We start from the raw sequence: 25,490 nt of genomic DNA, 5'->3' as shown, positions 1-25,490 counted from the left end.
GGTGACGGTGCGTGAGGGGCGGGTGCCACGGCTGGGCGGAAGTCCGGCCCCTAATGCGTGCATTTGGTGATCAGTGCCTTGGCCGGGGGTGTGGTGTCCGGTTCGCTGGGCGCGTGCCCACGGAGAAGGAACGGCTCGACGTGGTCGAGCCGCAGGTCGCGACCTTGATCAGTCATGTCGGTCAGCTGGCGGCGGAGCTGGAACGCGTCACCGCTCGGTTGACCGTGCTGGAGAGGCGGCTGTCCGGGGCCGGGGACGGGCCGTTGGTGGACCTGGACGCGGTGACCGGGGACGTTGCGCCGTTGGTCGAGGCGTTGCGCAAGGCCTGGGACGCCGAGCAGGAGATCCTGGCCGATCCGGCTCGGGTGGAGCTCAAGCAGGAGGTGCTCGAGTTCGACGGGCTCAAGGCTCGGCGGGACGAGGCTCGGTCCAAGCTGGACGGTGGGCGGGTGCCGCGGTTCGAGCGGGACGCGCTGTCGCACGAGGTTCGCCAGATGGAGTGGCTGATCAACGCCAACGAGGCCAGCGCGAAGAGGGCTGCGGAGCGGTTGGCGGCCGATGAGGACGCCATGAGCGAGGAGTGGCGGACCGAGGCGGTGCTCGCCGGGGACAAGGCTCGCGGGGAGATCAAGGACGCGGCCGCGCGGCGCATCTCCGAGGCGCTCGGGCAGTACGCGCGGATGCCCGTGTGGTTCCGGGTCGGGCTCGGCGAGATCCCCACGCCGGATCCGTCGTTCTGGCTCGAGTCGGCGATCGCCGTGCTCGCGTATCGGCTGGAGTACGGCGTGACGGACGCGGTGTCGCCGCTCGGGACGCCTCCGTCGGCGTCGAGCGGGTGCCAGAACTGGGTGCGGCGCACGAACGTCTACGCGGACATCACCGACCGGCTCACGACGCTGGCCGCCACGTTCCACCTGCAGTAGGCTTTTCTGCAACCGCTCGGTTGCAGGAGGTGGGGCGTGGACCGGATCGAACGCGATGTGCTGATCAACGCGTCACCGCAGCGCGTCTGGGCCGCGCTGACCTCCGCCGAGCACCTCGGGACGTGGTTCGGCGACTCCGGGGCGACCGTGTCGAAGCTCGAGCCCGGTGGCGAGGTCACGCTCACGTGGGCCGAGCACGGCACCGGGCGTGCGATCATCGAGAAGGTCGAGCCCGAGTCGTTCTTCTCGTGGCGCTGGTCGGGTCCGCTCGGGCCGGATCCGGTGCCCGGCAACGCGACGCTGGTCGAGTTCACGCTCACGCCCGCGGACGGCGGCACGTTGCTGCAGGTCGTGGAGAGCGGGTTCACGCAGCTCGACCTGCCGTCGGAGGAGCAGGAGCGCTACGCCTCCGGGAACGTCGACGGCTGGGGTCACGAACTGGACGAGCTGCGGGAGTACCTGGAGAAGTGAGTCAGGTCGACGACGTGCTGGCCGCGCTCGCTGATCCGATGCGGCGGCGGGTGCTCGATCTCGTGGCGGAGAAGGGGCCCATCTCGGCGTCGGCGCTCGCCGCCGAGTTGCCAGTGAGCCGTCAGGCGATCGTGAAGCACCTGGGAGTGCTGGAGAAGGCCGAGCTCGTGGCGTCCGAAAGGGCCGGTCGGGAGAACAACTTCTCCGTCCGGTCCGGCGCTCTCGACGCCACCGCCACGTGGATGGCCTCGCTCGCCTCCCAGTGGGATCGGCGGCTCGCGGCGATCAAGAAGATCGCTGAGTCGTGAGGGTGCCGCCGACCATCGTGGCCAGCACGGGGATGTCCGCGATCGCGTCGCTCGTGCGCGGGTCGTCGCCCAGCACCACGAGGTCCGCGAGCTTGCCCGGAGTGAGGCTGCCCAGCACGTGCTCCTTGCGGCACGCGTAGGCGCTGCCGAGCGTGTACGCGTGGAGCGCCTCCTCGACGGTGATCGCCTCGTCCGGGCCGACCGCGCGGCCGCCGGAGGAACGCCGCCGCACCATGAACTCGATGGCGCGCAACGGGGAACCGTCCGCGACCGGCCGGTCCGAGCTGCCCGCGACGGTGATCCCGCGGTCGAGGAACGACCGGCCGCGGTACATCCAGGGTGCGCGGTCCGGTCCCATGATCTCGCTGTAGTCGTCGCCGTAGGACCAGAGAAACGTCGGCTGGACAACGGGAATCAGGCCGAGGGCGGCGATGCGGTCGAGCTGGTCAGGGCGCACGAGGCCGCAGTGCTCGATCCGGTGGCGGGCGTCGGCGCGCGGGCGTTGCCGTTGCGCTTCCGCCACCGCGTCCAGGGTGAAGTCGATCGCGCGGTCGCCGATCGCGTGGATCGCGAGCTGCCAGCCCGCGTTGTGCCCGTCGACGATCGCCGCGCGCATGAACTCCTCGGACTCCGCGAGCTGACCGGAGTTCTCGGTGCCGGCGTAGGGCTCGGACAACGCGGCCGTGCGCGCGATCATGCCGCCGTCGGTCCACAGTTTCATCGCGCCGATCGACAGCATGTCGTCGCCGAACCCGGTGTGCAGGCCGAGGTCGATCGCCCGTGCGATGCCGTCGGCCGGGTCGGCGGCGACGTCGTGCAGCACGTACGCGGACACCATGAGCTGCACGCGGATCGGCAACCGGGCGCGCTGGTACGCGGCCGCTTCCAGCGGGCTGCTGGCGATCAGGCCCGCGCCGATGCCCGCCTCCGCGCACATCGTCACGCCCTCGGCCAGGACCTGCCGCGCGCTCTCGTGCAGTTCGGCGGTGATCTCCTCCAGCGAGTACGGCAGCCGCAACGATCGCGCGGCCAGCTGTTCGTTCTCGGTCAGCCAGCCGTCGCCGGTGACACCCGGAAGCTGGTTCAGCACCGCGGAGTTCACCACGCACGCGTGGCCGGAGATGTCCGCGACGTAGAGCGGCCGGTCGCCGGTGACCGGGTCCAGGTCGGCGGCGGTGAGCGGCCGGTCCATGATCCGCCGGTCGTAGCCGGAGGCCTCGATCCAGCCCTCGCCCGGCGCGGTCGCCAGCCGTTCGAGGATCTGGGCGACCGTGGTCAGGCCCGTCACGTCGACGGTGCGGCTGCGGCGGCCGTTCCACGCGAGGTGCGTGTGGGCGTCGATGAAACCGGGCAGCACCACGGCGTTGCCGAGGTCGACGGTCTCGGCGGCGGGCAGGTCCGCGACCTGGTCGTCCAGGCCCGCGATGCGGCCCTGCCAGATGCCGATCGTGTGCGCGGCCGGGTGTGCCGGGTCCATCGTGACGGCCCGGCAGCCCGTCAGCTTCAGGTCGAGTTTCACGCGGTCGCGAGGACTGGCACAGGAGTGTTGGTCAGCACGGCAGTGTTGGTCAGTACGGAGGCAAGGATCTCACCCGAACGCACCGCGACGTTGGACAACAGCGACGACGTGATGCCGTGCGAGTGCTCGGTGCCGCCTTGCAGGTAGATGCCGCCGCGCAACGACGACTGCACGCGGTAGTCCCGTCCCACGACCAGGCGACCCCGCTCGTCGCGGGCGCAGGTCTCGTCGAGCGACCCGAGGAGCGGCGCGGCCTCGTCGTAGCCGGTCGCGAGCAGCACGAGGTCGGCCTCCAGGACCTCCTGCTCGCCGGTGACGAGCGACTGGATCACCGCTCGCGTGCTCGTCGAGGTCTCCTCGACCGCGACGAGCCGGGTCATGTTCATCATCCGCAGGCGTTGCCTGCCGAGGACCTTCTCCTGGTACACGGTGCGGTAGAGCTGCGCGATGAGGTCGACGTCGACCACCGAGTAGTTGGTGTTGCGGTGGTAGTCCATCAACCGCTGCTTCACGGCGTCCGGGGCGTCGTAGTAGTGGTCGATTGCCTCGGGGTCGAAGATGCGGTTCGCGAACGAGCTGTCGTCCGCGGGGGAGTAGCCGTAGCGCGAGAACACCGAGCACACCTCGGCGCCCGGGAACTCGCGGTGCAGGTACGCCACGGCTTCCGCGGCGCTCTGCCCGGCGCCGACGACGACGCAGCGCTTCGGGTTCTCCAGCTCGCCGATCCGGTGCAGGAACTGGCTGTTGTGCCAGACGCGGTCCGACAGCTCGACGCCGTCCGGCACGGTGGGCCGCAGTCCCGTGGCGAACACGAGGTTGCGGGCGTGGTACACGTCACCAGTGGCGGTGGTCACCTCGAACAGGTCGTCCTGGATCGCTTGCACGCCAACGGCTTCGGTGTTGTAGGCCACCAGGTCGTCGACCTGCGCCGCCGCCCACTCGAAGTAGTCGTGGAACTCGACGCGCAGCGGGAACAGGTTCTTGTGGTTCACGAAGTCGACGAGCCGGCCGCGATCCCGCAGGTAGCACAGGAACGAGAAACGGCTGGCCGGATTCCGCATCGTGACCAGGTCCTTGAGGAACGACACCTGCATGGTGGCGTCGTCGAGCAGCATGCCCCGATGCCAGCCGAACGCCTCCTGGCGTTCGAGAAACACCGCGGTGACAGGGGTTTCGGCCTGCTCGTTGTGCTCGGTCAGAGCGATGGCGAGCGCCAGGTTCGAGGGACCGAACCCGATGCCGACGATGTCGTAGATCGGATGCATGAGCATTGAACTTAGGTGAGGCTAAGCTTCCCTTGCAAGCCGCCGGTTAGGTTAGCCTGACCGTATCTCACCGGAGTGAAGGAGGACACCCCCATGAGGGTCGTCATGTTCGGGTTCCAGACCTGGGGTCACCGCACCCTGCAGGCACTTTTGGCGTCCGAGCACGAGGTCGTCCTGGTGGTGACCCATCCCAGGGGTGAGGGCGCGTACGAGAAGATCTGGAGCGATTCGGTCGAGGACCTCGCTCGTGAGAACGGCATCGAGGTCGTCGTCCGCGAGCGCCCTGAGGACCAGGAGCTGCTCGACAAGCTCAAGTCCGTCGACCCCGACGTGATCGTCGCCTGCAACTGGCGCACGTGGATCCCGCCGCAGGTCTTCGCGCTGCCCAAGCACGGCACGTTGAACGTGCACGACTCGCTGCTGCCGAAGTACGCGGGCTTCTCGCCGTTGATCTGGGCGCTGCTCAACGACGAGAAGGAGGTCGGCGTGACGGCGCACATGATGGACGACACGCTCGACGCCGGCGACATCGTGCTGCAGCGCTCGGTCCCGGTCGGCCCGCGCGACACGACGGCGGACCTGTTCGCCAAGACGCTGGAGCTCTTCGGCCCGATCACGGTCGACGGCCTCGCCGAGATCGCGTCCGGCCGCACCGACTTCGTGAAGCAGGACCGTTCGCAGGCCTCGTTCTTCCACAAGCGCGCGGAGGAGGACCTGCGGATCGACTTCACCTGGACCGCGGAGGAGCTCGACCGCCTGGTGCGCGCGCAGTGCGCGCCGTACCCGAGCGCGTTCTGCTTCCACCGCGGACAGCGCCTGGAGATCATCGAGGCGGACGTGTCCGAGGCCGTCTACGGCGGCACTCCCGGCCGGATCTTCTACCGCGAGGGTGACGGCGTGGCGATCGTCGCTGGCGCGGAGGCCCGGCGTGGCCGCAGCAAGGCGTTGCTGGTCAAGAAGGTTCGCACCGCCGACGGGGTCGAGCTCAAGGCCCACGAGTACTTCAAGACCATGGGCGGCTACCTGACGTCGCGTCCGTAACGACGACATGCCGATCACAGGCCGGTTGATCGGTCTGTGATCGGCATGCTCGATCATGGGCGCATGAATCGCGCGGCGGTGACGTCACTGGTGGTCTTCTTGCTGCTCGTGGCCGTGGGCTGGTACCTGACGAATCTCCAGTCCTCCAAGGAGAACCAGCCCGCGCCCACGGGGTCCGCTCCGACCGGTTCGTCCGATCTCGGCGCGCTGCAGATCGCACCGGAGGGGAAGATGGCCGGCTACAGCCGCGACCGCTTCCCGCACTGGGCCTCGCAGGGAAACTCCTGCGACACCAGGGAGATCGTGCTGCAGCGCCAGGGCACCGACGTGAAGTCCGACAAGGACTGCAAGGCCGTGTCGGGCACCTGGAACAGTCCCTACGACAACGTGGTGATCAAGGACGCCGGTGACGTCGACATCGACCACACCGTGCCGCTGGCCGAGGCGTGGCGTTCCGGTGCGGACAAGTGGACCGACGACGAGCGCAAGGCGTTCGCCAACGACCTCGGCGGCATCCAGCTCATCGCCGTGACCGCGAAGTCCAACCGCGCCAAGGGCGACCAGGACCCGGCGAAGTGGAAGCCGCCGGTGCAGGCCTACTGGTGCACCTACGCGCAGCACTGGATCTCGGTGAAGATCACCTACAAGCTCACGGCGGACCAGGCCGAGCACGACGCTCTCGCGTCCATGCTCAAGGCGTGCTGAGCACGGTCACGGTGATCGGCTCGACGTAGCTGTCGCTCCCGAGCGCCGCGCGGAGGTTCTCCTGGAACAGCGGACGTTCGTGCGGCTTCGGCAGGGTGTCCGGTGACATGGCGGAGAACAGGCTGCCCGCCAGTTCTTCGATCGTGTGCACGTGCGAGTGGCTCACGGTCCACTCGCGGGGTTCGTAGCCGGCCTCGCGCAACGCGTCCGCATACCGTCGGCGCGCATCGGCATCCGTGCCGCAACCGGCCGTCATCGGCTTGCCGAACCACTCTTCGAGCACTCTCCGGATCGCCGGGTGCTGGTGCCACAGCGGCGTTCCGTTGGCGATGATCGCGAACTTCCTCGTGTCCGCCTCGCGGAACAGCCGTTCGTGGTCCATCCAGTGCAGTGCCTGCCCGACCACGACCGCGTCGAACCGGCCGAGCCGCGGCACGTCCGCGTCCGACCCGACGCGCCACTCGACGTTCGGCAGCTTCGGCGCGTGCGCGAGCATGTCCGGCTCGGGATCGACCGCGAGCACGTGCTCGACGTGCCTCGACAGCGGTGCGGCGAGCTGGCCGGTGCCGCAGCCGAGGTCGAGCACCCGGTGTTCGCGGGTCAATCCGAGCTCGCGTACCACCGCGTCGACGACCGGCGGCGGATAGCCGGGCCGGAACCTCGCGTAGTAGGCGGCGACCTCGCCGCTGAACCCCAGGCCTGTCGTGCTCATGACCCCGACCCTGCCTCAGCTCGCCCGCGCGTGCCTGCGACTCCGCCCACGGCAGAACGGCCGAAGCGGACGTCGCGGCCCGACCCCCCGGACGGGCCGCGACGTCCGTTCCCCCTACACCGCCTTGACGGACTCGAACAGACCGGACAGCTGCCAGTGCGTCACGTACCCCATCGCCTCGGCCGCGATCAGCACGTCCAGCTTCCCGAGGTTCGTCCGCGCCGGCATCTGGTACGCCTTGCCCCGCCGCGCGTCGAGCACCATCGGCGTCGCCCCCGGCAACGTGTCCGAGATGGTGTGCTGCAGGATCCGCAGGCCGACGTTCGCCGCCTCCCTGGTCAGCGGCACCTCCTTGGTGTGCACGAGCACCGCGTAGGTGGAGCCGTCCTTCTTGCGCAACCCCAGGTGCGGGCGGACCTTCAGCGTGAGGTCGCCGACCCGGTAGGTCGCCGGTTCGACCGGCACCCCGGTGGCCTTGAACGACGCCAGCCAGGGCAGGAACCCGTCGGCGATCTCCTCGAACGCCCGCGGCTGCCCCGTGCGGTTGGCGTTCAGGATCGCCTTCTTCAGCTCCAGTTCAGGTTCGGTCGAGTTGACCGCTCGTCGCATGGCGTCGCGGATCGGGTTGTAGAACCCGCACACCCTGGGGTCGTCGGTCAGGTACATCCCCCGCTGCTCCGACACGATGTTGATGCGTCCACGCTGTCCGCTCATGACGTACTCGGTGAACGACAGTGCGGTGACGCTGACGTTGTTGTCCGGCAACGCTTTCTCCCCTCGTACCGCTCTCTTCACCTGACGTTATCCGAGGGGTCTGACAAAAACGGCGCTGCTCCGAACGGTGTAACGACTACGTAGAGTTGAGCGACTACTCCACAGGGCACCACTCAATGTGGTGGCCTGGACCTCAATCGGTAAACGGACTGTGACGGACCGGCAACCGATCACGGTGATGACCGTTCGTCTGCCGTTCGGCGATGCTCACGCAACGCTCACCGCATGGTGGACAGAAGTAACACTCCGTAGAAGATCAACTCAGGAGAATAGGTCCAGCAGGAGTAACCGGAGCGAGGAGCGAGATGGCGGTACAGGCGGAGCGTTCACCCGATAGTGCGGGTGACGTGGAAGTTCCGCAGCCGCGGCAGCCGACGAGGTGGCTCGTCCACTTCGCGCACTGGCCGCACGCCGCGCAGGTGACGGTCATCCTCGTGCTGATCGCCCTGCTGCTGTGGGCCATCGCCCTCACGCTCGGTCCCGACCAGGCGTTCATCGTCGGCTCCGCGGGCGTCGCGGCCAAGCTGATCTGCATGTACCTCGACACCCGCGTCCGCAACTAGCGCCCGTAGCGCTCCGCAGCCCTGGCCTTCGCCTTGGCCGCCTCGACCTCGCGGTCCTTCGGCGGCGCCGTCGTCACCAGCGCGTCGAGCAGTTCCTGGGTGGCCGCCGCCACCGCCGCGACCGCCTTGTCGAACGCGGCCTGGTTCGCCGCCGACGGTTTCGCCGACCCGCTCACCTTCCGCACGTACTGCAGCGCCGCGGCCTGCACCTCGTCGGACGTCGCCGGCGGTTCGAAGTTGTGGAGCACCCGGATGTTTCGGCACATGGCTCCACTATGACCCCTTCGGTGGCGCCGCGCGGGTGTGGATGCGTTCTCCCTGCTTGCCGAACAGGCTGATGATCTCGGCCGGGTTGCCGTCCGCGCTGCTGAGGGCGTGCGGCTGCCGGCAGTCGAACTCTGCGACCTCGCCCGCGCGCAGCACGACCTCCTTGTCGCCGAGCCGCAGCTTGATCCGCCCGCTCAGCACGTAGAACCACTCGTACCCCTCGTGCACGCGCGGCTCGTGCAGCACCGGATCCTTGATGATCATCTTCCACGCCTGCAGCGGCCCGATCGACCTGGTCAGCGGGATGCCGACCCGTCCGTGGTCGAGCTGGCGCGGCTTCATGACGACCCGCGGATCACCGACCTCCGGCGCGCCCACGAGGTCGTCCAGCGACACCTGGTAGGTCCGCGACAACGGCAGCAGCAGCTCCAGCGTCGGCTTGCGCTGGTCGGTCTCCAGTCGCGACAGCGTCGACTTCGAGATGCCCGTCATCTCGGACAACGCGGCCAGCGTCAGGTCGTGCTCCGCTCGCAGCGCGGCGAGCCTCTGCCCCACGGTTGTTGCCATAACAGCAACTTACGTTGCCAAATCCGAACTGTCGAACGCACTGTGGAGGCATGGAACACGAAGTGGTGATCATCGGTGGGGGAGCGGCCGGGCTCAGCGCCGCTCTGATGCTGACCAGGGCGCGCAGGAGCGTGCTCGTGGTCGACGGTGCCGAGCCGCGCAACAAGCCGGCCGCGCACATGCACAACTACCTCTCTCGTGACGGGCTCTCACCGTTGGACCTGCTCAAGCACGGTCGCGCCGAGGTCGAGGGCTACGGCGGAGAGATCGTCAACGACACGGTCCGCGGTGTCACGAAGATCGACGACGGGTTCGCGGTCGAGCTCACGGACCGCGTGGTCACGGCGAAGCGGCTGCTGTTCGCGACCGGCCTGGTCGACGAGGTGCCGGACTTCCTGCGGGACCGCTGGGGCCGTGACGTCTTCAGCTGCCCGTACTGCCACGGCTACGAGGTCCGCGACCAGAAGCTCGTGGTGTTCGGCGAGGAGACGAAGGTCGCGCTGGTGCGGCAGTGGTCCGACGACGTCACGCACGTTCCGTCGGTGGACGGCATCGAGGTGGAGGACGACCGCCTGGTCGCGGTGCTCTCCGGTTCGCAGCGCATTCCCGCTGACGCGCTCGTGTACTCGGCGCCGGTCAAGCCGCGCGACGAGTTCCTGCTGGCGTTGGGCGCGGAGACCGAGGAGACGCCGGTCGGCCCGTTCGTGCGCACGGACGCGAAGGGCCGCACCAGCGTGCCGGGCGTCTACGCGGCGGGCAACGTCACGGACCCGATGGCCATCGTGATTGTCGCCGCCGCGCAGGGCGCCCAGGCAGCCGGAATGATCAACATGGACCTGATCACCGCCGGTACCTGAGCATCACGACCCTGCCGTCGAAGATCTTCGACTCGCTGAGCGTGAGGTCGAACCGCTTGGGGTGCTCGAAGACGGGTTTGCCGCCGCCGAGCACGACCGGGTGGACGAAGATCAGGTACTCGTCGATCATGTCCCGCTCGGTCAGGCTCGCGGCGAGCGTCGACCCGCCGAAGAGGATCATGCGCTCGTCCGGCAGGTCGGCGGGGTCGTGGAAGACGCGGGTGTTCCAGCCGGCCTCGGTGAGCGTCCGCGACACCACGGCTTTCGGTGACTCGCGCCAGATCGGCGCGTACCGCAGCGTGTGCTCGGACTGGTCGAGCTGCTCGGCCTGGGGCCAGAAGAACGACATCATGTCCCAGACCTTGCGCCCGTAGAGCAGCGTGTCGGCCTGGCCGGAGAGCTCGAGCGAGTGGGCGGACATCTCCGGGCCCATCAGCGGCCAGTCGAACTCGCCGTTCGGGCCCTCGATGAAGCCGTCGGCCGACTGGTGGACGAAGTGCGTGATCATGACTGCCTCCCTTGGTTCGATCGGGTAGACCGTCGGGCCCGGCGGAACTCATCGGTCGAGCGGAAGTTCCACGCGGAACGTCGAGCCCTCGCCGAGCGTGCTGGTCACCGACACCGTGCCGCCGTGAGCCTCCACCAGGTGCCGGGTGATCGCGAGGCCGAGCCCGCTGCCGCCCGTCGTGCGGCTGCGGGACTTGTCCGCGCGCCAGAACCTGTCGAACACGTGCGGCAGGTCGTCCTGCGCGATCCCGGTGCCGGTGTCGGTGACTTCGAGAACGGCGTTGTCCTGGTCTTCGAACAGCTTCACGACGACCTCGCCGCCGGGAGGGGTGTAGCGGACGGCGTTCGCGACGAGGTTGCCGAGGGCCTGCCGCAGCCGCACCGGATCCGCCGTGACGTGCACGGGTGCGGTTTCGGCGCGCAGCAGGATCTCGCGGTTCTGCTGCGCGTTGACGACCTGGTCCACCACGTCGTCGAGCGCGATCGGTTCCGGGTGGAGCCTGAGCGTGCCGGCGTCCGCCTGCGCCAGGTCGTGCAGGTCGTCCACGAGTCGTTGCAGCAGAAGGGATTCCTCCAGCAGCATGCCGATCAGGTGCGGGTCAGGTTCGGCGAGCCCGTCCTGCGCGGCCTCCAGCCAGCCGGTGATGTTGCCCAGCGGCGTGCGCAGCTCGTGCGCGACGTCGCTGACCATCGCCTGCCGCTGCCGTTCGGTCTCGGCGAGCTTCTCCGACATCGCGTTGAACGACTTGGCCAGCTCACCGATCTCGCCGGCGCCGCCGTCCACCCGTGCGGTGCGGTCGCCCTCCGCGGTGCGTTTCGTGGCGGCGGTGAGCGCGCGGATCGGCCGCACCAGCTGCGTCGCGGTGATCCACGACGCGAACCCGGCCAGCGCGAGGATTCCCAGCGCCACCACCGTGATCCGCGTGACGCCCGTCGTCGACAGGTCGATCGGCCTCGGCTCCTCGCCGGTCAGCGGGGTGAGGTACAGCTGTGCCTGGTCGGCGACGTACGGCTCCAGCTGGGTGCGGCGCGCGCTTTCCATGCAGGCACCCACCTCCGGCGGAGAGTCGCGCACCGTCGTGATCTCCCAGTCGAACGTCCGCAGGCCCGGCAGCTTGGTCGCGGTCTGCGGGCTCGTGGGCAGATTGGCGAGACACCCGTCGAACAACCGCTGCAACTGGTCGTACGCGGCCTGCTCGGTCGCCGTGAGCGTGTACAGCCGGTAACCCACCTGACACTCCTCCCAGACCGAGAGGTTGCCGGGCTGGTCGTTGGAGAGCCGAGGTCGCCCGTTGGGTGCGTCCACGATCTTGATGTGCGGGTTGCACGCCGACAGTTCCCTGGCGTAGGCGTGCAGCTTGTCGTACTCCTCGTCGGTGAGCTTGAACGGGCCGACGGCTCTCGGGTCGATCTTGCCGTTGACGTTCAGCGGGTCGACGATCGCCTTGGGAGTGATGGGCAGTTGTGGCGAGTTCGCATCTCCGGTGTCCAGGAACTTCTTGCCGTTGTGGTCGGCCAGCGCGATGCGACGGTTGTGCTGCCGGGCGATCCTGTCCATTTCGGACTTCGCTCGGGACCAGTCCTCGTGCGTGGCCGCGTACTTCACCACCTCGTCGAAGATCTGGGCGTCCGTCTCGAGCGCCTCGCCCTGCTCCTGCCGGATCGTGCCGGTCGTCGCCTGGCTCGCGAGCCACGCCGTGACCGCGATCGAGCACGCCGCGATCACCAGTGAGAACAGGAAGAACCGGACCAGGAGGCTGTTCATACGAGCTTGTACCCGATGCCGTAGACCGTCAGCAGCCGTTCTGGCCGCCGCGGGTCCTGCTCGATCTTGCGGCGCAGCTTCATCATGTGCACGTCCACCGTGCGCGCGGTGATGAACCCGTCCTCCAGCAACTGCTCGCGCGTGAACACCCGCTGCGGCTGCGCGGCCATCTTCGCGAGCAACCGGAACTCCGCGGGCGTGAGGCCGACGAGCTCGTTCTTGATGCGCACCTCGTGCCTGATGGGATCGATCGTCAGATCGCCGACCTTCAGCACCGTCGCGTTCGTCTCGCGCGCCCGCCCGGTGCGCCGCAGGATCGTCCGCACCCGAGCCACCATCTGCCGCGGCCGGAAGGGTTTGGTGATGTAGTCGTCCGCCCCCAGGTCGAACCCGAGCAGCACGTCGTCCTCAGTGGACCGAGCCGTCAGCAGCACGATCGGCACGTCCGACTCGGTCCTGATCGCTCGCATCACGTCGATGCCGTCCACCAACGGCATCATCACGTCCAGCACCAGCAGGTCCGGATTCCGCCGCCGCGTCTCGTCGATGGCCGCCCGCCCGTCGTGCACGACCACCACGGAATGCCCGTCGTGCTCGAGGTACCGGCGCACGAGCTCCGCCTGGTGAACGTTGTCCTCGGCCACGAGGATGTGGGCACACACCACTGCAGTATGCAGTCCTTCACGACAGTCAAGCGGAACGTAAACAGGTTCTTCATCAGTTCCGGCGAGCGTTGCCGTCATGAAGGTGCACCTGGTCCTGGGGGCGGTGGCGCTCACCGCCCTGCTGCTGACGACGACCCAACCGGCAGGCGAAACGTCCCCGGCGGCAGCCCCGGCCACGACGTCGTCCTCCGTGCCGCCTTCCACTTCTGCGGCCCCGCCTCCGCCACCGGCTCGCGTCTACGCGTCCAGCTCGGAACTGCCCGACGGCCCGGACTTCCCGGCGTCCGGCACCGGCACGTTCCACGTGGTCCCGGGATCAGGCCCGGTCGTCGGCACGGGTCCGTTGCGCACCTACGCCGTCGAGGTCGAGGACGGCATCACCGTCGACGAGCAGGCGTTCGCGTCCTTCGTGGACGCCACGCTCGGCGACCCGCGCGGCTGGACGGCCCGCGGCGCCCGTTCGGTCCAGCGCGTCGCGGGCCCCGCGTCGTTGCGCATCAGGCTGACTTCCCAGAACACCGCGCGTTCGGTGTGCGGCTTCGAGATCCCGGTCGACGTCTCGTGCCGCGACGGCAACTTCGTGTTCCTGAGCGCGGCCCGCTGGTTCCGCGGCGCCGTCGCCTACCTGCCGGACCTGACCTCGTACCGCCAGTACATGGTCAACCACGAGACCGGTCACGCCTTCGGCCAGGGCCACCGCGCCTGCGAGGCGGCGGGAGCCCCGGCCCCGGTGATGATGCAGCAGACGTTCAGCGTGTCCAACGACGAGATCGTCCACATCACCAACGGTGTTCCTCAGGGCGCGGTCATCCCGCAGGACGGAAAGGTGTGCAAGCCGAATCCGTGGCCCTATCCCTGAACTTCCTGGCCATGACCACCGTCGTGGTCTCGCCCTCGATCCGGAACACCGGCTCGACCTCGTCGAACACCTCCCGCAGCTCCGTGACGACGTCGGCCCCGCCGAAGCCGGCGATCCTGCGGTAGGCGGCCCGCAGAAACCTCGTGGTGCGGGTCTTCTTGGCCAGCCGTACGTCGAACACGAACAGCCGCCCGCCCGGCCGGAGCGCATCAGCCGCGTTCGCGATGGCGTGGCGCATGTCCGGCATGGCGCTGAACGCCCCCAGCGCCACCGCCGCGTCGAACTCCCCGGCCCCGTGGTTGGTGTCGCACGCGTCGGCGAGCCGCACCTCGACGTTCTGCCACCTGGCGGCCCGTTTCCTCGCGACGTCCACCATGCGCGGGCTGAAGTCCATCGCGACCACACGTCCTTGCGGCCCAACGGCTTCCGCGAGCGCGGGGATCAACGCCCCGGTCCCGCACCCGATGTCGAGCACGGCCTCGCCCGGTTCGAGTCCGAGCTCGTCGATCGCGAGCCGGTTGAGGGTGCCGGAGAACCGGTCGAGCACGCGGTAGTAGGTGAGTGCGGCGAAGTCCCAGAGCTGCATGACGTCCCCCTGACGTTTTGCAATGCGAACGCATCGTAAAACAGCCCGAGCGTAGGATGCAATGCGATTGCATTGGAGATGTCGCATGCCGAAGCAGGTCGACCACGACGAGCGCCGACGCGAGATCGGCGACGCCGTGTGCCGGGTGATCGCCGCGCGAGGCCTGGACACGGTGAGCCTGCGCCACGTGGCCGCGGAGACAGGCGTGTCCATGGGCCGCGTCCAGCACTACTTCGCGACCAAGGACGAGATGCTGATGTTCGCGTTCGACCTGATCAGCGAACGCGTGGAAGCCCGCCTCGGCGCCGTGCACTCGGACGACCCCGCGACGTACCTGCGCGCGATCCTGCTCGAACTCCTGCCGCTGAGCCCGGCCGCCCGCGCCGAGGCCCCGGTGCTCGCGGCGTTCCTGGCGCAGGCCGTGGTCGAACCGCGCTTCGCCGAGGTGCTGCGCAGGGGCAACGACGAGATGGTGGTGTGGCTGGCGGGGTTGATCGCCGCGGTGCGTCCGGGTGGTGATCCGAAGCGGGACGCGGCGGCGTTGCTGGCGTTCGCCGACGGCCTGATGCTCCAGGTGCTGATCGGTCAGGTGTCACCGGAAGCGGCGGAAGAGCTGGTGGATCACCAGCTTTCGCTGGTGCTCACGCGCTCACGGCACACCGGCTCCGGCACTCGCTCGGACTCATCCCCAGCACGCGCTTGAACGCGGCGCTGAACCCGAACGCGTCCGCGTACCCGACCCGCCGCGCCACCGAGGCCACCGTCGCCTCCGGCTCGGCCAGCAGATCCGCCGCCACCGCCATCCGCCATTCCGTCAGGTACGTCAGCGGCGGCACCCCGACCAGCCGGGCGAACCGCCCGGCCAGCGTCGTCCGCGACACCCCGGCCTCCTTGGCCAGCAACGCCAACGTCCACGGCCGTGCCGGCTCCGCGTGCATCGCCCGCAACACGGGCCCGACCACCTCGTCCCCGAGCGCCGCCAGCCACCCGTCACCGTGCTCGCGGTCGAACCACTCCCGCAACGCGCACACCATCATCCAGTCCAGCAACCGATCGGCCACCACACCGGGCCCATCGGTGCCCACGCTCGAATAGAACCCCGCACACTCCTCGGACCCGGCCACCACCAACGCGGCGGGCAACACCGCCGTGAGCCGCCGCGCCACCGCCCCCATGACGTCGTAGGTCCCGCTGATGACCGTCGCACGTCCTTCCACCGCAACGGTTTCCCGCACCACCACGATGTCCCCGGCGGTCGCCGTCCACCCCAGAACACGCAGCGCCCCCGACGCCACCGCGTACAACGTGAAGCCCGACACGACCTCCGTGCCGTCGACCTCGACCCGGCGCACCCCGGCTCCGTCCGCGCGCACCCCGCGCAGCAGTTCGTCGAACGCCTCCATGCCCACCACCATACGATCGAACATCATCGATGAACTCTCACGCATGGCCCATCCGAGTGCCGTGCCGTTGGCTGAACTCATGTCACACGAGATCCTGGTCCTGGGCGCAACCGGCAAGACGGGCCGCCGCGTGGTCCGCACCCTCGAGGAGTCCGGCGCGAAGGTCCGCCCGGCCTCCCGCACCAGCGCGGTCCGCTTCGACTGGTCCGAAGAGTCCACCTGGCACCCAGCCCTCCACGGCGTCACCGCGGCCTACGTGATCGCCCCGCCCGACCCGGCCGCGGCCACCCCGTTCGTCCACCTCGCCCAAGCAGAAGGCGTCCGCCTCGTCCTGCTCTCCGGCCGAGGCCTCGACGAGATCCCCGACCAGTTCTTCCAGGGCATGCTCGCGGCCGAACGGGCAGTCCGCGCCACCGACCTGCCGTGGACCATCCTGCGCGCCAACAACTTCAACCAGAACTTCTCCGAGGACGTCTGGGAAGCCGAGGTCCGCGCAGGCCGCCTCTCCCTCCCGGTCGACGACACCCCGGAACCGTTCGTGGACGTCCAGGACATCGCCGAAGTGGCCGCACTGGCCCTGCTGTCATCCGGCGACCACGACGGCCGGACCTACAACCTGACCGGCCCCGAAGCCATCACCTTCACCGCGGCCCTGAACAAGATCTCTCCAACGGCCGAACTGGTGAAGCTGACCCCGGCCGAATACCGCGAACTCCTGCTCTCCCACGGCGTCCCCGAACACGAGGCCGATGAGCTGAACGCGATGTTCGAGGGCATGCGCCAGGGCCTGCTGGCCACCCCGACCGACGACGTCCCCCGCCTGCTGGGCCGCCCGGCCACGAGCTTCGACACCTACGTGGCCACCACCTGGCGCTAACGCCGGGGCAGCGAGCCGCGTCAGGCCAGGCCGAACCGCTCGGAGTGCACCTGCCGGCCGGGAACCTTCAGCTTCCGCAGCGCGCTGAGCACAGCCGAAGTCATCCCGGGCGGCCCGCAGACGTACACGTCGCGTTCGGCGATGTCCGGCACCAGGACGCGGAGGTTGTCCGGCTCGAACGGCGACGCGCCGTCGGCCGTGCGGCCGGTGAGCAGGTGCAGCTGCCCACCCAGGTCCGCGACCAGCGCTCGCACCCGCCGCGACCACGACGATGATCAGCGCGGCGCACATCCCGAGCAGCGACGCGGGCACTCCGGCCAGCGCGAGGAACGTCCTGCCCATCGACGCGTCGTCGAGCGTCGCGTAGCCCAGCACCACCAGCACGGCGTGGGTGAGAACGGTCCACAGCAAGGTGAAGCCGAGCCACCGGTGCCACACCGTCAGCCGGTCCATGCCGATCCGCCGGTCGAGCCACGGCAGCCGAGCCACCAGCAGCAGCTGGAACACCATCAGCACAGCGGCGTGCATGCCGAAGAACCTGGCGACCGTGAGCACCCCGTTCTTGCCGGTCCCTGCAGTGAGGAACAGGACCTCGACGACCGCCAGGTTGACGATGACGAACGCCCACAACGCCCACCGCGCCGCAACAACCGGAGGTACGGCGCGTTGCCGCACCTGAGAAATCCTCGCCTCCACGGCCACTCCTTCGTCCACATGACACCGGCGACCGTTCCGGCCGCTGTCGCCGGTACGGTGCGTGATTAACGCCTTAACCACAAGCTGGCCGGGATGGGCATTGAAGAGCACGGGTGTCTGGCGGCGTCCCACGCTCGGGGCAGTGGCCGCACTAGCCGGGGCGTCCACGGCCACGGTGTCGAACGCGCTCAACGGCACTGGCCGCCTCTCCGAAGCAACCAGGCAACGCGTGATCGCCGCCGTCCGCGAATTCGGCTATGCCCCAACCGGCACCGGAGTGCTCGGCCTAGCAGCACACGAGCGCGGCATCCCGATGATGAGCGACGGCCGCCCACCCGACCCGCGCTGGGACGACGCGTGGGTGGACCCCGACCACGACGCGGCCGTGCGCCTCCTGCTCCGCCCGGACCGGGTCGGCGATGAGGCGGTCGACCTGCTGATCGCTCTCGTCAACGGCCGCGCCGGGGTGAACCGGCGCCGAGTCGTGCAGCCGGTGCTGCTGCCTCGCCGGTCGACCAGTACAGAAGAAGGCCCCTGACCTGTCGGTGCAGGTCAGGGGCCTTCGTCGTGGAGCGCCCCCGGCAGGATTCGAACCTGCGACCTCGGGATTAGAAGTCCCTCGCTCTCTCCACTGAGCTACGGAGGCTTGAGGAGACCGAGACGGCCACGATGTGTGGTCGCCGCTGCCCCCACCGGACACATCGTCCGAAGTCGATCGACCGTTTCCGCCTTACCGCCGAACGGGTGACGAAAACGGTCTAAACGTGACGCGTATCACGTCCGAGGGGCCGTCGAGTCTCTCTGCGCGAGTGAAACGTCGAGTCTCGTGGGCCGCGGCGGTCTGCCTCCGGCCAGTAACTTCAGCGCCAGCTCGCCCGCGCGTCGGCCCTTTTCGGCCAGGGGTTGACGCACGGTAGTCAGCGGCGGGTCGCTGTAGGCCGCTTCGGGGACGTCGTCGAAGCCGACGACGGAAACGTCCCGCGGCACGGTCAAGCCGAGGTCGCGGGCTGCCTGAAGGGCGCCGAAGGCGAGTTGGTCCGACGCGCACAGCAGAGCGCTCGGGCGTGGCGTGCGGGTGAGCAACCACCGCGCGCCGAGACGTCCGAGCTCGCGATCACTGCCGCGCGCCTCCCACACCGGAACATTGTCCGGTTTCACCCCGGCTTTTTCCAAAGTGTCGAGGTAGCCGCCCAGGCGGTCGCGGCTCACGCGGAACGACACGGCCGAACGGCGCTCGACGGATGCCGGGCCGGATACTCCGTCCGGGTGCAGCGAGAACATCAGCACGCCGAACGAGGTGTGGCCGAGTTCGAGCAGGAACGACGCGGCGAGCGTCGCGCCCAGGTAGTCCTGCACCTCGACCCGCGCCGAACCCGGCAGTACCGGCTGGTCGATCACGACCAGGGGGAGGCCTCTGGCGGCCACCGCGTCCAGTGCCGGGGCGGAGTCCGGGAGTGAGTACGCGACCATCACGTCCGCCTGTGCGCGCGCCACGATCGAGGGACGTGGACCGCCCGTGGCGTCGCCGGGCATCAGGACGAGGCTGTGGTCGTGGCCGTCGACGGTCGAGGCCAGGCCGTCGAGCACGATCGACAGCGCCGGATCCGAGAACGCGCCGGACAGGCCCTGCGGCAGCATGAAACCCACGGCCGCTGACGACCGTGTGGCCAGGGAGCGGGCGACGGGGTCGGGGCCCGCATAGCCCAGAGAGCGTGCCGTCTCGAGGATGCGTTCGCGCAACGACGACGAGAGCTGGTCGGGGCGGTTGTACGCGTTCGACACCGTTGCCCTGGAGACCCCGACCGCGGCGGCGACGGTGTCCAGCGTCGGCCTTCGTCGGCGATCGGAGTCCACGAACAGCATCGTAGGCGAGAGGTCCGACACTGATGAGTGGCGGGACTGAAGCGCTTCAGTCATGCTGGAACGCATGTCCCCACGTCTGGCCACGTTCGTCGTCTTCCTGTTGAACGGCGCCGTCTTCGGCACCTGGGCCGCCCGCGTGCCCGCGCTCGCCGAGCAGATCGGTGCCGAACCCGGCAGCCTCGGCCTCGCGTTGCTCGGGGCGAGTGCCGGGCTGGCCGTCACGGCGCCGATCGCGGCACGGATCTGCGCGGTGCACGGGTCGCGCAACGTCCTGTTGGCGAGCAGCCTCCTCAGTCCGCTCCTTCTGCCCGTGCTCGCGCTTTCGCAGTCGCCAGTGCAGTTCGGACTGATCCTCATCGCACTGGGGGCGAGCGTGGCGGCGATGGACGTGTCGATGAACGTTGCGGCGGTCGTCGTCGTCCGTGATCTGCAACGGCCGTTGATGCCGCAGTTCCACGCGGGATTCAGCTTCGGCGGCCTCATCGGGTCGTTGGGCAGCGCCGCCGCCGCTCAGGCGCACTGGTCGCCCATGAAGCACTTCCTCCTCGCGGCGTTGGTGGGGCTCATCGTCACGGCGCTCATCGCCAAGAGAATTCCCGGAGGAGTGGGGGAGCGTCATAGGGCAGAGGCCACCGAACGCACGAACGTGCTCAAGAGCCCAGTTCTCTGGCTGTTGGCGAGCGTCGCGCTGTGCAGTGCCATCGCGGAAGGTGCGGCGGCGGACTGGTCTGCGTTGTTCATGGTTCGTGAGCGCGGCATGGGTGACGCGGCGGGTGCATACGCGTATGCGGGGTTCTCCATGGCGATGGCGCTCGCACGGTGGTTCGGCGAACCGATCCAACGCACGCTCGGCCCGCATCGCCTTCTCGCCACGGGTGGTGGGCTCGCGGCAACGGGTCTGGCGCTGGCCGTCGTGGTGCCGTTCCCCGCGGCGGGCTACCTCGGGTTCGGCCTGGCCGGGCTGGGGCTCGCGTTCTCGTTCCCCGTGGTCATGGACCTCGCGAGCGACACGGGCAAACGCGCGGACGGCAGCGGCGGTGAACGCGAGCTGGGTCTGGTGACGACGATCGCCTACACGGGGTTCCTCGCCGGGCCGCCGATCGTGGGCGGGCTCGCGCACGTGAGTTCTCTCGTGGTGTCGCTGGGGTTCGTGGCGCTGGTCACGGCCCTGATCATCCCGGCGACCTGGCTGGCCAGGCGGGCTGCGAGGCAGCCGGCATCCGTGTGAGCGACGCCGCCGCGCCGGAGGGTCGTAGGCTCCAGGACGTGGCAATCGAACGCTCCACCAGAACGGGATTGGTGCCCCTCGTCGTCATCGGCTTCGCGGTGGCGGCTCTCGTCGCCGTCGCGTTGAGCGCGCTCTCGCCCAACCCTCCGGCAGGGCTGCTGATCGTGCGCGTGCTGACGGAGACAGGCGCGGTGGTGACCATCGGCTCGTTGCTGTTGGCGGCGTTTCTCGTGCCACCGCAGAAGTCCGGCACTCTCGCAGCGGACGGTTACGCCGCGATGCGCACCGCCGGGTGGTTCGCGCTCGTGTGGCTGGTCGGCGCGGTGCTCTCCGTGCCGTTCAACACTGCGGCGGCGATCGACCGGCCCGTGAGTTCGTTCACCTTCAGCCAGATGATCGCGACGGCGATGTTGCTGGAGCAGTCGAAGGCGTGGCTGCTGACGGCGATCATCGTGAGCTTGCTCGCACTGGGCTGCCGTCTCGTGCTGTCGTGGGGGTGGACGACGGTCCTGCTGCTCCTGGCGATCTTCGCGCTGGTGCCGGTCGCGGTCACCGGACACTCGTCGTCGGGTGGCTCGCACGACATGGCCACGAACAGTCTCTTGTTCCACCTCATCGCCGCGGTGCTGTGGGTGGGCGGTCTGATCGTGTTGCTCGCGCACGGCAGGCGTGGCGGAGCGCACCTTCCCCTCGCCGCGACGCGGTTCTCGAAGGTGGCGCTGGTCTGCTGGATCGTCATGGCCGTCTCGGGCGTAGTGAACGCGCTCGTGCGCGTCACACCGGCCGACCTCGTGACATCGACGTACGGCTGGCTGACGCTCGGCAAGGTCGCGTGTCTGCTGCTGCTCGGCGTGTTCGGGTACTTCCAGCGCGAGCGCGGTGTGAAGGGCGTCGTCGACGGGAAGCCGCACGCGCTGCTCAAGCTGGCGGGGCTCGAGGTCCTGCTGATGATGTTCACGATCGGCCTGGCCGTGGCGCTGGCCCGCACGCCTCCGCCCGGCGGCAGTGTCGAACTGCCCAGCCGCACGGAGATCGCCATCGGCTACGACCTCGACGGGCCGCCGACGCTGGCGCGCATCCTGTTCGACTGGCGCTTCGACCTGATCTACGGCACTGCGGCGCTGGCCCTCGCGCTGTTCTACGTGCTGGGCGTGCGACGGCTCACCAAGCGCGGTGACAAGTGGCCGGTCGGACGCACGGTCGCGTGGCTGTGCGGGTGCTTCTCTCTCTTGTTCGCCACGTCGTCGGGCATGGGCCGGTACTCGCCGGCGATGTTCAGCGTCCACATGGAAGCGCACATGGTGCTGTCCATGCTGACGCCGATCCTGTTCGTCCTGGGTGGGCCGGTCACGCTGGCGTTGCGCGCGTTGCCGGTCAACAAGGAGGTTCCTGGGCCGCGAGAGTGGGTGCTGGCGTTCGTGCACTCACCGCTGGCGCGCTTGTTGACGAACCCCTTTGTGGCGCTGGGATTGTTCGTCGGGTCCTTCTACGCGCTGTACTTCTCGGGGCTGTTCGAGGCCGCGCTGCCGTTCCACTGGGCGCACCTCGCGATGAACGCCCACTTCATCCTGGCCGGTTACGTCTTCTACTGGCCCGTGATCGGCGTGGACCCGGCACCGAACAAGCTGCCGCCGCTCGGACGGTTGGGGCTCTTGTTCGCGTCGATCCCGTTCCACGCGTTCTTTGGCGTCGTGCTGATGAGTTCGCAGACCGTCATCGGTGAGCAGTTCTACCGCGGCCTGTCGTTGCCGTGGGTGCAGAACCTGCTGGAGGACCAGCGACTCGGCGGCGGCATCGCGTGGGCGGCGGGGGAGATCCCGTTGCTCGTGGTAATGGTCGCCCTGCTCGCGCAGTGGGCGCGGCAGGACAGCCGGGAGGCGAAGCGGCTGGACCGCAAGGCCGACGCCGATGGCGACGCCGACCTCGAGGCCTACAACGCGATGCTCAGGAAGATGGCGGGGAAGGACTAGATCGACAGCGGCCGGCGGAAGCCGCGGATCGCGAAGAACGCGCCGACCGCCGCGATCGCGCCGCTCGTGACCAGCGCGCCGGCCACTCCGGTGACGGGGTGGGCCAGCGCCAGGCTGCGGGCGGCGTCGACCGCGTAGGTCAGCGGGTTGACCTTCGCGATCGCCTGCAGCCAGCCAGGAAGGCCGTTGACCGGCACGAACGCGCTGGACGCGAACATGAGCGGGAACATCGCCAGGAAGCCGACGGTCTGCATCAGCTCGGCCTTGCGCACCCACGCAGCGATCGCGATGAACACCCAGCTCAGCGCCCATCCGACGACCAGCGCGAGGCCCAGCGCCGCGAGGGTGCCGAGCATGCCGCCGTCGGGCCGGAAACCGAAGACCAGCACGCCGAACGCGATCATCAGCACGAGCTGGAACCCGGTGCGGACGGCGTCGGACAGGTTGCGCGCCAACAGAACCGTGCTCGGCCTGATGGGCAGCGAACGGAACCGTGCGAGCACACCGTTGGACATGTCCTGCACGAGTCCGATGCCGGAAGCGAGAGAGGACTGCATCGCGGTGTTCACGAGGATCGCGGGCAGCAGGTAGTTGATGTAGGTCATGCCCGGCGGGAAGTTCGCCGTCGACGTGATGCTGCCGAAGATCTGGCTGAACAGCGTCAGCATGATCAACGGCTGCAGCACGCTGAAGAAGACGAGTGCGGGCGTGCGCAACAACGCTCTGAGTGAACGGCCGGTCAGCACGAGAACCTGTGTCGGGTAGCTGCTGCCGTGCCAGGTCAAGGTCGCCATGATGTCCCCCTAGTTCGCGGCGAGAGTGAGGTAGACGTCGTCCAGCGTGGGCTCGGCGAGGCCGATTTCGTGCGCCTCCAAGCCGTTGTCGTCCAACGCGCGCACGACCGTCGCGAGGTCGCGTGACGCGCTGACGGGCGTGGTGAGCGTGAGGCCTTCGGCGACGGGGTGGAGGCCCACCGCGTTGATCGCCTTCAGCGCGGTGTCCACTTCGGACGCCGAGTCGAGCGTGACGGTCACCGTGCGCTGGCCGACCTGGGCCTTGAGCTCGGCCGACGTGCCGGACGCGACGACCTTGCCGTGGGACAGCACGGTGATCGTGTCGGCGAGCCGGTCGGCCTCGTCGAGGTACTGCGTCGTGAGCAGCACGGTGGTGCCGTCGGCGACGAGCTTCTCGACGATCTCCCACATCGCCATGCGGCTGGCCGGGTCGAGGCCCGTGGTCGGCTCGTCCAGGAACAACACCTCAGGGCGGCCGACCAGGGACGCGGCCAGGTCGAGCCGGCGCCGCATGCCGCCGGAGTAGGTCTTGGCGTTGCGCTTGGCGGCGTCGGTGAGGTCGAACTGCTCGAGCAGGTCGTCCGCGCGCTGGTGGGCTTGCCTGCGGCTGGCGCCCAGCAGGCGGGCGATCAGCACGAGGTTGTCGTGGCCGCTCAGCTGTTCGTCGACGGCGGCGAACTGGCCGGTCAGGCCGATGCGGCTGCGGACCTCGTGGCCCTGCTTCGCGACGTCGAACCCGGCGACGCGCGCGCTGCCACTGGACAGCGGCAGCATCGTCGTGAGGATGTTGACCAGCGTGGTCTTGCCGGCGCCGTTGTGGCCGAGGAGGCCGAGAACGGAGCCCTTCTTCGCGGTGACGCTCACGCCGTCGAGGGCGTGCACGTCACCGAACTTCTTGCTCACGTCGGCGGCTTCGATCATGAGCTCACTCATCTTGTCTCCCCCTTGAGTGCGCCGTGCAGGAAAAGTTCGACGATGGCGTCGGGTTCGGCGGTGGTCTCGCCGAAGCCCGCGCCCATGCGGTTCGTGAAGACGGCGCCGAGCAGCATCCGCGCGGCGAGGTCGTGGCCGACGCGCAGCTCAGCGTCGCCGAACAGGCCGGCGACCGCCTTGGTCAGTTGCTGCATGCCGATCGGCGGTCCCTTGTGCTTCTTGTGTTCCTCGTCGTGCGGTTGGTAGCCGGTCTCCCGCAACGTGCCGATGAGGCCCCACATGCGGTCGAGGTAGCCGCTGAACGTGGCGACTCCCGAGGTCAACCGTTCCTCCAACGGCACGTCCGCCGGGATCGCCTCGAGGAGAGCGACCTCCTCGTCTGAGCGCAGCGCTCGTTGAACGCACGCGTCGAGCAGCTCCGCCTTGTCCTTGAAGACGCGGAACACCGTGCCTTCCGCGATTCCGGCGGCGGCGGCGATCTGGCTGGTGGTGACGTTCGCACCGGCTTTCACGACGAGCGGCAGCGTTGCCTGGACGATCGCCTCGCGGCGATCTTCCGGGCTCATCGCGGGGGCGCGGCGGCGGCGCGGTTCCTCTGACACGTCCACCACTGTATGAGTGGGCACTCACTCATGTCAATGAGTGGGCGCTCACTCATTCGCTCGGGTCGAGCGCCGCACTAGCACACCGCCCCGACAATTCCGCGGTCCGAGGCCGCTCAAGATCCCTACCTGTCCACAACCCGCGAGTAATCCACAGATCCCCGTCCACCCGGCTCCCACCCCGCCCTCCAGGAGCAACCTGGACCAGCAACCCCACAACCCTGGAGGCAAGAACCCGATGTCCTGGAATTCCACGGTGGTCACCGTCGTTGGTCAGGTGGCGAGTGAGATCTCCTACCGGTACGGCGAGGACGGCAGGACCAACGCGTTCTTCCGCATCAACTCGACCGAGCGCCGGTACAACACCTCGATCGGCGACTGGGAGGACGGCGAGTCGCTCTGGCTCGGCGTCTCCTGCTGGCGCAAGCTCGCCGACAGCGTGAAGACCGCGCTGTCCAAAGGTGATCCCGTGATCGTCCAGGGCAAGCTGCGGATGCGGACCTACGAGAAGGACGACGTGAAGAAGACGACGTTCAACCTGGACGCGCTGCACGTCGGGCTGGATTTGAGCCGTGTGCAGTCACTCGGCTCCGCTCCCGTCGTTGAACCGCGGGTGAGCGATGATCTCGCCGAGGAACCCGTGCCGTTTTGATCTTGCGCCCTTCGGGGCAACCGCGCGTGGGAGTTCCCCGATCCCGCCTTCTCCGGCAGCGCCGCCGGAGAAGATGTACGCACTGCGATCCGAGAAGGAGGGAAGCTCGTAGATCGGG

General features: G+C 68.8%; 30 protein-coding genes, 1 tRNA gene and 1 pseudogene. 14 read left to right on the top strand and 18 right to left on the bottom strand.

Features of this window, described 5'->3' with window-relative positions:
- The first annotated feature begins 113 nt into the window (after positions 1-113).
- From IEZ09_RS19265 to IEZ09_RS19255, 3 genes are read left to right on the top strand one after another with little or no spacing between them, the layout of a single operon-like run.
- Complete coding sequence (locus IEZ09_RS19265; protein ID WP_189255107.1) at positions 114-923, top strand: hypothetical protein; 810 nt, start codon at positions 114-116, stop codon at positions 921-923.
- Positions 924-959: 36 nt separating this feature from the next.
- Positions 960-1,394 carry an SRPBCC family protein gene (locus IEZ09_RS19260; protein WP_189255106.1) on the top strand — a complete coding sequence of 145 codons (435 nt, stop codon included), beginning with the start codon at positions 960-962 and terminating at the stop codon, positions 1,392-1,394.
- On the top strand, positions 1,391-1,702 hold the full coding sequence (locus tag IEZ09_RS19255) for an ArsR/SmtB family transcription factor (RefSeq protein ID WP_229812714.1): 312 nt from the start codon (positions 1,391-1,393) through the stop codon (positions 1,700-1,702). Before IEZ09_RS19260 ends, IEZ09_RS19255 begins: the two co-directional genes overlap by 4 nt.
- On the opposite strand, the gene IEZ09_RS19250 is transcribed toward IEZ09_RS19255, so the two are convergent.
- Together IEZ09_RS19250 and IEZ09_RS19245 are read right to left on the bottom strand one after the other, a co-directional pair.
- Positions 1,680-3,221 (bottom strand): amidohydrolase, encoded by a 1,542-nt coding sequence (locus IEZ09_RS19250; RefSeq protein ID WP_229812713.1) that lies wholly within the window; start codon positions 3,219-3,221, stop codon positions 1,680-1,682. The genes IEZ09_RS19255 and IEZ09_RS19250 overlap by 23 nt on opposite strands.
- On the bottom strand, positions 3,218-4,492 hold the full coding sequence (locus IEZ09_RS19245) for a lysine N(6)-hydroxylase/L-ornithine N(5)-oxygenase family protein (protein ID WP_189255105.1): 1,275 nt from the start codon (positions 4,490-4,492) through the stop codon (positions 3,218-3,220). The genes IEZ09_RS19250 and IEZ09_RS19245 overlap by 4 nt, the downstream gene beginning before the upstream one ends.
- An 87-nt stretch (positions 4,493-4,579) precedes the next feature.
- Between IEZ09_RS19245 and IEZ09_RS19240 the strand changes: the two genes are divergently transcribed.
- A complete protein-coding gene (locus IEZ09_RS19240) occupies positions 4,580-5,527 on the top strand; it encodes a methionyl-tRNA formyltransferase (RefSeq protein ID WP_189255104.1) in 948 nt (315 codons plus the stop codon).
- A 63-nt stretch (positions 5,528-5,590) separates the two neighbouring features.
- On the top strand, positions 5,591-6,232 hold the full coding sequence (locus tag IEZ09_RS19235; protein WP_189255103.1) for an HNH endonuclease family protein: 642 nt from the start codon (positions 5,591-5,593) through the stop codon (positions 6,230-6,232).
- Here IEZ09_RS19235 and IEZ09_RS19230 read toward each other — a convergent pair.
- Positions 6,219-6,944: a class I SAM-dependent methyltransferase gene (locus tag IEZ09_RS19230; protein ID WP_189255102.1), complete on the bottom strand. Its 726-nt coding sequence runs from the start codon at positions 6,942-6,944 to the stop codon at positions 6,219-6,221. The two genes, IEZ09_RS19235 and IEZ09_RS19230, sit on opposite strands and share 14 nt — an antisense overlap.
- A 114-nt stretch (positions 6,945-7,058) precedes the next feature.
- A complete protein-coding gene (locus IEZ09_RS19225) occupies positions 7,059-7,739 on the bottom strand; it encodes a hypothetical protein (RefSeq protein WP_229812712.1) in 681 nt (226 codons plus the stop codon).
- A gap of 326 nt (positions 7,740-8,065) precedes the next feature.
- Here IEZ09_RS19225 and IEZ09_RS19220 point away from each other — a divergent pair, with 326 nt between their 5' ends.
- Positions 8,066-8,281, top strand: coding sequence for a hypothetical protein (locus IEZ09_RS19220; protein WP_189255101.1), 216 nt, complete (start codon positions 8,066-8,068; stop codon positions 8,279-8,281).
- On the opposite strand, the gene IEZ09_RS19215 is transcribed toward IEZ09_RS19220, so the two are convergent.
- The gene (locus IEZ09_RS19215; RefSeq protein ID WP_189255100.1) at positions 8,278-8,547 is read right to left on the bottom strand and encodes a DUF2277 domain-containing protein; all 270 of its coding nucleotides are present in this window, start codon (positions 8,545-8,547) and stop codon (positions 8,278-8,280) included. The two genes, IEZ09_RS19220 and IEZ09_RS19215, sit on opposite strands and share 4 nt — an antisense overlap.
- A gap of 7 nt (positions 8,548-8,554) precedes the next feature.
- The gene (locus tag IEZ09_RS19210; RefSeq protein ID WP_189255099.1) at positions 8,555-9,115 is read right to left on the bottom strand and encodes a helix-turn-helix domain-containing protein; all 561 of its coding nucleotides are present in this window, start codon (positions 9,113-9,115) and stop codon (positions 8,555-8,557) included.
- A gap of 50 nt (positions 9,116-9,165) precedes the next feature.
- Here IEZ09_RS19210 and IEZ09_RS19205 point away from each other — a divergent pair, with 50 nt between their 5' ends.
- Complete coding sequence (locus IEZ09_RS19205) at positions 9,166-9,972, top strand: NAD(P)/FAD-dependent oxidoreductase (protein ID WP_189255098.1); 807 nt, start codon at positions 9,166-9,168, stop codon at positions 9,970-9,972.
- Here IEZ09_RS19205 and IEZ09_RS19200 read toward each other — a convergent pair.
- Genes IEZ09_RS19200 through IEZ09_RS19190 form a run of 3 tightly spaced genes read right to left on the bottom strand, consistent with a single transcriptional unit; the run spans position 9,956 to position 12,906 of the window.
- On the bottom strand, positions 9,956-10,480 hold the full coding sequence (locus tag IEZ09_RS19200; protein ID WP_189255097.1) for a dihydrofolate reductase family protein: 525 nt from the start codon (positions 10,478-10,480) through the stop codon (positions 9,956-9,958). The two genes, IEZ09_RS19205 and IEZ09_RS19200, sit on opposite strands and share 17 nt — an antisense overlap.
- Before the next feature lie 48 nt (positions 10,481-10,528).
- A complete protein-coding gene (locus IEZ09_RS19195) occupies positions 10,529-12,244 on the bottom strand; it encodes a sensor histidine kinase (protein WP_189255096.1) in 1,716 nt (571 codons plus the stop codon).
- Positions 12,241-12,906 (bottom strand): response regulator, encoded by a 666-nt coding sequence (locus IEZ09_RS19190; protein WP_189255095.1) that lies wholly within the window; start codon positions 12,904-12,906, stop codon positions 12,241-12,243. Before IEZ09_RS19190 ends, IEZ09_RS19195 begins: the two co-directional genes overlap by 4 nt.
- A gap of 79 nt (positions 12,907-12,985) precedes the next feature.
- Here IEZ09_RS19190 and IEZ09_RS19185 point away from each other — a divergent pair, with 79 nt between their 5' ends.
- The gene (locus IEZ09_RS19185; RefSeq protein WP_189255094.1) at positions 12,986-13,768 is read left to right on the top strand and encodes a DUF3152 domain-containing protein; all 783 of its coding nucleotides are present in this window, start codon (positions 12,986-12,988) and stop codon (positions 13,766-13,768) included.
- Here the strand turns inward: IEZ09_RS19185 and IEZ09_RS19180 are convergent.
- Positions 13,716-14,354 carry a class I SAM-dependent methyltransferase gene (locus IEZ09_RS19180; protein WP_189255093.1) on the bottom strand — a complete coding sequence of 213 codons (639 nt, stop codon included), beginning with the start codon at positions 14,352-14,354 and terminating at the stop codon, positions 13,716-13,718. The two genes, IEZ09_RS19185 and IEZ09_RS19180, sit on opposite strands and share 53 nt — an antisense overlap.
- Positions 14,355-14,439: 85 nt before the next feature.
- Between IEZ09_RS19180 and IEZ09_RS19175 the strand changes: the two genes are divergently transcribed.
- Positions 14,440-15,057, top strand: coding sequence for a TetR/AcrR family transcriptional regulator (locus tag IEZ09_RS19175; protein WP_189255092.1), 618 nt, complete (start codon positions 14,440-14,442; stop codon positions 15,055-15,057).
- Here IEZ09_RS19175 and IEZ09_RS19170 read toward each other — a convergent pair.
- A complete protein-coding gene (locus IEZ09_RS19170) occupies positions 14,996-15,784 on the bottom strand; it encodes an AraC family transcriptional regulator (protein WP_229812711.1) in 789 nt (262 codons plus the stop codon). The two genes, IEZ09_RS19175 and IEZ09_RS19170, sit on opposite strands and share 62 nt — an antisense overlap.
- A 52-nt stretch (positions 15,785-15,836) precedes the next feature.
- Between IEZ09_RS19170 and IEZ09_RS19165 the strand changes: the two genes are divergently transcribed.
- Positions 15,837-16,634 (top strand): NmrA family NAD(P)-binding protein, encoded by a 798-nt coding sequence (locus tag IEZ09_RS19165; RefSeq protein ID WP_189255091.1) that lies wholly within the window; start codon positions 15,837-15,839, stop codon positions 16,632-16,634.
- A 20-nt stretch (positions 16,635-16,654) separates the two neighbouring features.
- Here IEZ09_RS19165 and IEZ09_RS46525 read toward each other — a convergent pair whose 3' ends face one another.
- Together IEZ09_RS46525 and IEZ09_RS47890 are read right to left on the bottom strand one after the other, a co-directional pair.
- Positions 16,655-16,888, bottom strand: coding sequence for a ferredoxin reductase domain-containing protein (locus IEZ09_RS46525; protein ID WP_229812710.1), 234 nt, complete (start codon positions 16,886-16,888; stop codon positions 16,655-16,657).
- 61 nt (positions 16,889-16,949) lie between these two features.
- Positions 16,950-17,144: pseudogene (locus tag IEZ09_RS47890) on the bottom strand (ferric reductase-like transmembrane domain-containing protein); the annotation flags it as partial.
- A gap of 328 nt (positions 17,145-17,472) precedes the next feature.
- Between IEZ09_RS47890 and IEZ09_RS19155 the strand changes: the two are divergent.
- Positions 17,473-17,868 (top strand): LacI family DNA-binding transcriptional regulator, encoded by a 396-nt coding sequence (locus tag IEZ09_RS19155; protein WP_229812709.1) that lies wholly within the window; start codon positions 17,473-17,475, stop codon positions 17,866-17,868.
- A 35-nt stretch (positions 17,869-17,903) separates the two neighbouring features.
- Here the strand turns inward: IEZ09_RS19155 and IEZ09_RS19150 are convergent.
- Together IEZ09_RS19150 and IEZ09_RS19145 are read right to left on the bottom strand one after the other, a co-directional pair.
- A tRNA-Arg gene (locus IEZ09_RS19150) sits at positions 17,904-17,976 on the bottom strand.
- A 128-nt stretch (positions 17,977-18,104) separates the two neighbouring features.
- Positions 18,105-19,193, bottom strand: a complete 1,089-nt coding sequence (locus tag IEZ09_RS19145) for a LacI family DNA-binding transcriptional regulator (protein ID WP_370467728.1) — start codon at positions 19,191-19,193, stop codon at positions 18,105-18,107.
- A gap of 64 nt (positions 19,194-19,257) precedes the next feature.
- Between IEZ09_RS19145 and IEZ09_RS19140 the strand changes: the two genes are divergently transcribed.
- Complete coding sequence (locus IEZ09_RS19140) at positions 19,258-20,421, top strand: MFS transporter (protein ID WP_189255088.1); 1,164 nt, start codon at positions 19,258-19,260, stop codon at positions 20,419-20,421.
- Positions 20,422-20,459: 38 nt separating this feature from the next.
- Positions 20,460-22,391 carry a bifunctional copper resistance protein CopD/cytochrome c oxidase assembly protein gene (locus IEZ09_RS19135; RefSeq protein ID WP_189255087.1) on the top strand — a complete coding sequence of 644 codons (1,932 nt, stop codon included), beginning with the start codon at positions 20,460-20,462 and terminating at the stop codon, positions 22,389-22,391.
- Here the strand turns inward: IEZ09_RS19135 and IEZ09_RS19130 are convergent.
- From IEZ09_RS19130 to IEZ09_RS19120, 3 genes are read right to left on the bottom strand one after another with little or no spacing between them, the layout of a single operon-like run.
- A complete protein-coding gene (locus IEZ09_RS19130) occupies positions 22,388-23,185 on the bottom strand; it encodes an ABC transporter permease (protein ID WP_189255086.1) in 798 nt (265 codons plus the stop codon). The genes IEZ09_RS19135 and IEZ09_RS19130 overlap by 4 nt on opposite strands.
- A 9-nt stretch (positions 23,186-23,194) precedes the next feature.
- The gene (locus IEZ09_RS19125; protein WP_189255085.1) at positions 23,195-24,118 is read right to left on the bottom strand and encodes an ATP-binding cassette domain-containing protein; all 924 of its coding nucleotides are present in this window, start codon (positions 24,116-24,118) and stop codon (positions 23,195-23,197) included.
- A complete protein-coding gene (locus tag IEZ09_RS19120) occupies positions 24,115-24,720 on the bottom strand; it encodes a TetR/AcrR family transcriptional regulator (RefSeq protein WP_189255084.1) in 606 nt (201 codons plus the stop codon). The genes IEZ09_RS19125 and IEZ09_RS19120 overlap by 4 nt, the downstream gene beginning before the upstream one ends.
- 256 nt (positions 24,721-24,976) lie before the next feature.
- On the opposite strand from IEZ09_RS19120, the gene ssb reads away from it, so the two are divergent.
- Entirely contained in the window at positions 24,977-25,372 is a 396-nt protein-coding gene (gene ssb / locus IEZ09_RS19115; RefSeq protein ID WP_189255083.1) for a single-stranded DNA-binding protein, read from the top strand.
- Positions 25,373-25,490 lie beyond the last annotated feature (118 nt).

This window comes from Lentzea flava (genome assembly GCF_014648475.1).
GTDB lineage: Bacteria > Actinomycetota > Actinomycetes > Mycobacteriales > Pseudonocardiaceae > Lentzea > Lentzea flava.
Note: the sequence above shows the minus strand (reverse complement) of the source record. Positions and strands in the feature narration are given on the sequence as shown.